Raw genomic sequence first — 6,379 nt, 5'->3', positions numbered from 1 at the left:
CGCCCAGCGGGAGCCGCAGTGGCGGGCGCTGGCCCGCGACATCCGCGCCAACCCGCACCCGGTGCTGCTCGCCGGTGACCTGAACACCACACCGGCAATGGGTGACCTGCGTAAGCTGCCCGACGGCCTGCGCGACGCGAGTTACGCCATGGCGTCTCCGTACCCGGCGAGCTGGGCGCACCGTGCCGGCTGGCCGCACTGGTGGCGGCTCGACTGGGCGCTCGTATCGCCGCAGGTTCGGGTGCACTCCTACCACTTCGGAGACGCGCGTGGCGCCTCCGACCACCGGCCGCAGGAACTGTTGGTGTCGCTGCGCGACCGATGACACCGCACTCGGGGCCGGCGCAGCAGGCTCAAGTATCTCTCAATTTCCATCGCGGGGTCCTTTCCCGACATCGGGACCGGCCTAGGTTCGGCTCACTTCGACGGAACACGGCGACCTGCCTCCTGAGAGGAGCACCATGGCCCCCACTCCGCCCACCGATGCTGAACTGAACGCCCTGATCCGGGCGCGGCTGGCCGTCCTCGGCATCGATCTCGACCAGCTCCCGCCCGGCACCACCCCCGATCCCGAGACCGGTTCGCCCGGCCGGGACTCGGTGCTCGCCTCGCTGCGCTCGTTCGTGCGGGGCACCGTCGCGGCGCTGGCCGCCTACCAGTTGCCCGCCGCCGGCACCACCGATCCCCACGTCGCGGCGGCGTTGTCGCAGCAACGCGTGCCGGTCCTGTACCCGGCGAACAGCACGGAATGGCGGAAGGCATGACTGTCGAACCCCTCGACCGTTCGGTCGATCGCCGGGCCTTCCTGGCCCGCGCTGCCGCGTTGGCCGCGGCAGCCACCGCTGGCGCGACCGTCACCGCCCCCTCGATGGCGGTGGCGAGCGGCCCGTTGTTCCGCGGCCCGGTGAAGAACGGGGCGCTGGACCAGCCCAACGCCTACGTTCAGCCCCGCCCGGAAGCGGTCGCCGATCCGACCGAGCTGACCATCGCCGAGGCGGCCTGGCTCATCCGGGCCAACAAGCTCACCCCCGAGCAACTGGTCGAGGCGTACCTGGCTCGCGTCTCCGCGTACGACGGCACCTACCGGGCCTTCAACCTCGTGCTCGCCGACGCGGCCATCGCGGCGGCCCGCGCGGCCGCCCGCGGGCCTCGGCGCGGGGCGCTCCACGGAATTCCCCTGGCCGTCAAGGACAACTACTACACCGAAGGGGTCCACACCACCGCGAACTCCTTCCTGTTCCAGGACTTCGTGCCGCCGTACGACGCGACCGCCGTGGCTCGGCTCAAGGCGGGCGGCGCGATCGTCCTCGGCAAGACGCAGATGGGCCCGCTGGCCACCACCCGGGCCACCACGCCCGCCGGAGTGATCACCACGGTGAACGCCTGGACGCCGACCAACCGCAACACCGACCCGGGCGGGTCGTCCACCGGCACCGCGACCGCGGTGGCGGGCCGCATGGCCACTTCCGGCATCGGCACCCAGACCGGTGGCTCGATCACCTCACCCTCCAACGCCCAGGCCCTGACCGGGCTCAAGCCGACCATGGGCCGCGTCTCGGCGGCCGGCATCATCCCGCTCACCTACACCCGGGACCATCCGGGACCGCTGGCCCGCGATGCCAAGGATGCCGCCATCATGCTGACCGCGATGGCGGGCGAGGACGCCGCGGATCCGCGCAGCCAGGGGCTGCCCGAGGTGCCCAAACTGATCGACGCGGCCACCCCGGTGTACCAGCGGAACCGGGTCAAGCTGCGCTGGAACACCAGGATCGGGGTGTTGCCCGGCTTCACCAACGGCACCTCGGCCACCGCGCTGGCCCGCCAGGCGTACCTGGCGCAGCTCGCCGCGATTCCCGGTGCCACGCTGGTGGACGTGCCACTGCCGGAGGGGTGGAGCCAACTCACCGGCAGTACCTTCAACAACATTCGCCTGCCCGAGCGCAGCGAGCCGTTCATGCCCTACCTGCGCAGCGACCTGCGGGGCTTCGGCGTGTCGGTGACCAGCTGGCTGCAGGGCGCCCTGCTGGGCGGCAACGAGTTCCTCACCGGCCAGCGGGCCAAGCTGTTGCTGCTGGAACGGGTGCTCGACGACCTGTTCGACGCCTGTGACGTCGTGGTGCAGACCGACCCGGTGCCCTTCGACATCCTGGGCCTGCCGGAGATCGCCTTCCCGATCGGGGTCACCGGCGCCGGCGTGCCTATCGGCACCATCCTCGGTGGCCTGCCGTACGCCGAGGACCGGCTGCTGTCCGTGGTGGCCGCGTACCAGGCGACGACGGACTGGCATCTGCGCCGGCCCGCCGACCCGCCCGCCGCCGCCCAGGCACGGGCCGGATCCGCGGCCGAGGAGCTGCGCCTGACGGCCGAGCAGGTCGCCGAACTCACCCAGTGACGACGGCGGAGGGCGGGCACCGCCCGCCCTCCGTCCGCTCGTGCACGCCGGTACGTGGCCGCGGGCTTCGAGCACCAGCCAACCCGATAGCCTGCTGGTCTTTCACCCCGAGCCCGCCGACGTGGAGCAGACGTGATGGACGAGACGACGCGCGGCCTGGTGCCGGCAGGCACGGGACCGGCACCGTCGGTCCGGCTGGGTGCGGCCCGACCGGGTGCCGGACGTCAGCTCCTCCTCATCGCATCGGTGCAGGTGCTGGCGATGGGAACCTGGTTCGCGGCGTCCGCGGCCGCGCCCGCTCTCCGCGCGGAGTGGGGGCTCAGCTCGGCCCAGGCCACCCTGCTGACCACCGCCGTCCAGCTCGGCTTCGTCATCGGTGCGCTCACCTCCGCCGCGCTGAACCTCCCCGACGTCGTCCACCCTCCGCACCTCGTCACTGCCGGAGCGCTCCTGGCCGCCGGTAGCACGGCGGCGCTGGCGGTCTTCGCCCAGGGGGCCACGACAGCGATCATCCTCCGTGTCGTCACGGGCATCGCCCTCGCCGCCGTCTACCCCGTCGGGCTGAAGCTGGCCAGCAGCTGGTTCCTCGAACGCCGTGGCTTCGCCCTCGGTGCCCTCGTCGGTGCCTTGACCCTCGGATCGACCCTGCCTCATCTCGTCGGCGGCTCGCTCGACTCGGCGTGGCGGGTGGGTCTGTTCGTCTCCGCCGGGCTCGCTGTCGTCGCCGCCGTACTCGTGCAACGGGTTTCGGTGGGACCGTACGTCGCCCGGTCCACCGGCCTGCACCCGCGGGTCGTCCTCTCCCTGCTCAGGGACCGCGGACCGGTGCTGGCGAACCTGGGCTACTTCGGCCACATGTGGGAGCTGTACGCCGTCTGGGCCTGGGTGCCCACCTTCCTCGGCGCAAGTGCCGCCGCGTACGGCACCCCGCTGAGCGGAACCGTGCGAGGCACACTGTCCTTCATCGCCCTGGGCGTCTGCGGGGCCGCTGGATGCGTGCTGGCCGGACGCCTCGGCGACCGGTGGGGACGGGCCCGCGTCGCCGCGGGCGCGATGATGGTCAGCGGTTCCTGCTGCCTCATCGCTGCCGTTGCCTTCGGGCGCTCGCTCTGGCTCATGGTGCCGGTGCTGCTCGTCTGGGGCACCAGCGTCATCGCCGACTCGGCGATGTTCTCGGCCTGCACGACGTCGGTCGTCGACAGCCGCTTCGTCGGCACCGCGCTGACGTTCCAGACTGCCGTGGGCTTCCTCATCACCGCCCTCACCATCCAGGGCCTGCCCATCGTCGCCAACGCGGTGGGCTGGCCGCTCGCCGTCGCTGTCCTGGCAGCCGGACCGCTGCTCGGCGCGGTCGCCATGCTCCGCCTCCACCCGATGCTCACCCCCGCAGGGCCGGAACCGACGAGGAGGCCAGCGTCACTGCCCTAGTGGGGTCAACTCCGCGCCGGTGAGAGCCACGGCCGCCCGTGTTCACCGGGGCTTACGCGTACATCAGGTGCAGCGTCATCCCGGCGTCGGCGTGTGGCAGGTTGTGGCAGTGGTTGGCCCACATTCCGGGGTTGTCGGCCAGGAAAGCCACCTCCCAGGTATCGCCGGGGCGTCGGCGAGGCCGCCGACGGCGCGTCGGCCGTCCAACTGTCGCGTCGCCTGCGGCCGGACGTCGTGCTGATGGATGTGCAGATGCCGGGACTCGACGGCATCGAAGCCACCCGCCGTATCGCCGCCGATAGCGACCTCGCCGCCGTTCGCGTCCTCATCCTCACCAACTACGGGCTCGACTCCTACGTCTTCGCCGCACTCCGCGCGGGCGCCAGCGGGTTCCTCCTCAAGGACGCCGATCCCGCCGACCTGCTACAGGCCGTCGCCGTCGTGGCTCGCGGGGACGCGCTGCTCGCCCCGGCGGGGCACCCTGGTGACCACGCTCTCTTCCGAGAGTTGGGTGCGCGCCGCCCTGCGCCGGCTGGGCCGCGACGACCAGCCTGAGACGGTGGCGAACGTCTGGGCGGCGATCGCGGCGGCGGCCGGGGAGCCGGACCGGTTGGACGCGCCGGGGGTGGACTGCGACGCGGCGGTGCACCGGGCCACGTATCACGCGGTGTTCGCTGACGCGGGCCTCGACGCCGACCTGGCCGAAGCCCTTTACGCGGTGGAGTCCGATCCGGCGTACAACCCGTTCGCGGTCGACGCGGCGTCGGTGTTGAGGGCGATCGCGCGGGACGGCCTGCCGATCGCGGTGCTCAGCGACATCCACTTCGACCTGCGTCCGGCCTTCGTCGCCGCCGGGCTGGCCGACGTGGTCGACGCGTACGTGCTCTCTTTCGAACACGGGGTGCAGAAGCCTGACCCGCGGATCTTCCGGCTCGCGCTCGACGAACTCGGCACCGACCCCGCACGTACGCTCATGGTCGGCGACCGTCGGCGGCCCGACGGTGGTGCGCTCGACGTCGGGATGCCCACGCTGCTGCTGCCGCCGTTGACCGACACGCAGGATCGGAGGCTCGGTCCGGCGGCCCGGACACTCGGCGTTCGGGTCTCGGGCGCGCCGAGCTTCGCCCGCACCTGAGCTGCCGGCTGGCGTCCTGCCAGACCCGCGGCCTGCGGTCGGGCCCGCCTTGCCGGCTCGTACTCAGGTGCCGATGAGTACGAACGCGGATGTACCAGATCCCGAAGCCGTGCAGTTTCTTGACATGAATGATGTGGATGCGGTTCTTCGACCGTGATCATCAGTTCGTCTTGGGTGCGGCGCGGACATGGGCGCGTTCGCCTTGCCGGCCGATGAGGCTCAGGAACTCGACGGGCCCGGCGCTGGTGGCGCCGAACCAGTGCGGGGTGCGGGTGTCGAACTCTGCGGCTTCGCCTGCTTTGAGGAGGAGGTCGTGCTCTCCGAGGACGAGGCGGAGAGTGCCGTTGAGGACGTAGGCCCAGTCGTATCCCTCGTGGGAGCGCAGTTCGGGTTCGGTGTCGTCGTCCCCGGTGGGGAGGATGAACTTGTAGGCCTGGATGCCGCCTGATCTGCGGGTGAGGGGGATGATGACGGACCCGTCGCTGCAGGCCACGGGCCGTAGGTCGAGGCGCGGGTCCGCGGTGCGGGGCGCACCGACGAGGGAGTCGAGGGTGACCCCGTAGAACCGGGCCAGCGGGAGAAGCTGTTCGAGGGTGGGGCGGCGGTGCCCCGCCTCGAGTCGGGACAGGGTGCTTGCGGAGATGCCGGTCTCTCTGGCGAGGTCGGTGAGGGTGATGTCGCGGCGCAGGCGCAGGTCCTTGAGTCGTTGCCCGACGTTGTCGAGGGTGCGGTCGATCGCGTCGTCCATCCCGCCAGTTTGCCGTTTGGCAAGAAAGATTGCACATCTGCATGCTCCGGGTCACCCTGGTTGCGGCGACGAGATCAGGAGATACATGCGCAATGGGCGCAGAACAGAACAGCGCGCGACGGAAGGGGCTTGAGCGTGCACGCCTTCGACAAGGACTACTGGGAACAGCACTGGACCCCCGATCACGGCTCGAAGCCGGGCAGTGGGCTTCCGGCGAATCCGTACCTCGCCGCTGAGACACACCACCTGACGCCGGGAACCGCGCTGGATGCCGGATGCGGGGCCGGCGCGGAGGCGATCTGGCTGGCACAGCACGGCTGGCAGGTCACCGGCGCCGAAATTTCCGGCACCGCCCTCACCACGGCAGCAGGCCGTGCCCGGGAGGCGCCGGCCGCCGACCGTCTGATCTGGGTCGAGACCGACCTGACCACGTGGGCACCGGATCAGCAGTGGGACCTCGTGGTCACCAGTTACGCGCATCCGGCGATCCCGCAGCTGGAGTTCTACCGGCGAATCGCCGACTGGGTCACCCCGGGAGGAACCCTGCTCATCATCGGGCACCTCCACGAGCCGGACGCGGCGACGGGCCATCATCCGCGCGAGGCGACCGTCACCCTACGGAACATCACCGAACTCTTCACCTCACCGGCCTGGAAGATCGAGACCGCGCGGGAGA

8 protein-coding genes and 1 pseudogene are annotated in these 6,379 nt (G+C 71.2%); 7 read left to right on the top strand and 2 right to left on the bottom strand.

Features of this window, described 5'->3' with window-relative positions; genetic code table 11:
• The 4 genes from AB0M52_RS28600 to AB0M52_RS28585 form a co-directional block, all read left to right on the top strand.
• Positions 1-325, top strand: a 325-nt coding sequence (locus tag AB0M52_RS28600) for an endonuclease/exonuclease/phosphatase family protein (RefSeq protein ID WP_363960061.1), incomplete at its 5' end; no start/stop codon positions are given.
• A 136-nt stretch (positions 326-461) separates the two neighbouring features.
• A complete protein-coding gene (locus AB0M52_RS28595) occupies positions 462-764 on the top strand; it encodes a hypothetical protein (protein WP_363960058.1) in 303 nt (100 codons plus the stop codon).
• On the top strand, positions 761-2,392 hold the full coding sequence (locus AB0M52_RS28590; protein WP_363960055.1) for an amidase: 1,632 nt from the start codon (positions 761-763) through the stop codon (positions 2,390-2,392). Before AB0M52_RS28595 ends, AB0M52_RS28590 begins: the two co-directional genes overlap by 4 nt.
• A gap of 135 nt (positions 2,393-2,527) precedes the next feature.
• The gene (locus AB0M52_RS28585) at positions 2,528-3,820 is read left to right on the top strand and encodes an MFS transporter (RefSeq protein WP_363960052.1); all 1,293 of its coding nucleotides are present in this window, start codon (positions 2,528-2,530) and stop codon (positions 3,818-3,820) included.
• Positions 3,821-3,872: 52 nt separating this feature from the next.
• Here the strand turns inward: AB0M52_RS28585 and AB0M52_RS28580 are convergent, their stop codons facing one another.
• Positions 3,873-3,971, bottom strand: coding sequence for a multicopper oxidase domain-containing protein (locus tag AB0M52_RS28580; protein ID WP_363960049.1), 99 nt, complete (start codon positions 3,969-3,971; stop codon positions 3,873-3,875).
• Between the two features lie 20 nt (positions 3,972-3,991).
• Here AB0M52_RS28580 and AB0M52_RS28575 point away from each other — a divergent pair.
• Positions 3,992-4,294, top strand: a pseudogene (locus tag AB0M52_RS28575) (response regulator transcription factor); the annotation flags it as partial.
• Between the two features lie 10 nt (positions 4,295-4,304).
• Positions 4,305-4,955, top strand: a complete 651-nt coding sequence (locus AB0M52_RS28570; RefSeq protein WP_363960046.1) for an HAD family hydrolase — start codon at positions 4,305-4,307, stop codon at positions 4,953-4,955.
• Positions 4,956-5,115: 160 nt separating this feature from the next.
• Here AB0M52_RS28570 and AB0M52_RS28565 read toward each other — a convergent pair whose 3' ends face one another.
• Positions 5,116-5,703, bottom strand: coding sequence for an XRE family transcriptional regulator (locus AB0M52_RS28565; RefSeq protein WP_363960043.1), 588 nt, complete (start codon positions 5,701-5,703; stop codon positions 5,116-5,118).
• 60 nt (positions 5,704-5,763) lie between these two features.
• Here AB0M52_RS28565 and AB0M52_RS28560 point away from each other — a divergent pair.
• The coding region (locus AB0M52_RS28560) for a class I SAM-dependent methyltransferase (RefSeq protein WP_363960040.1) at positions 5,764-6,379 on the top strand (616 nt) is incomplete at its 3' end.

Source organism: Micromonospora sp. NPDC051296, assembly GCF_040682255.1.
GTDB lineage: Bacteria > Actinomycetota > Actinomycetes > Mycobacteriales > Micromonosporaceae > Micromonospora > Micromonospora craterilacus.
Note: the sequence above shows the minus strand (reverse complement) of the source record. Positions and strands in the feature narration are given on the sequence as shown.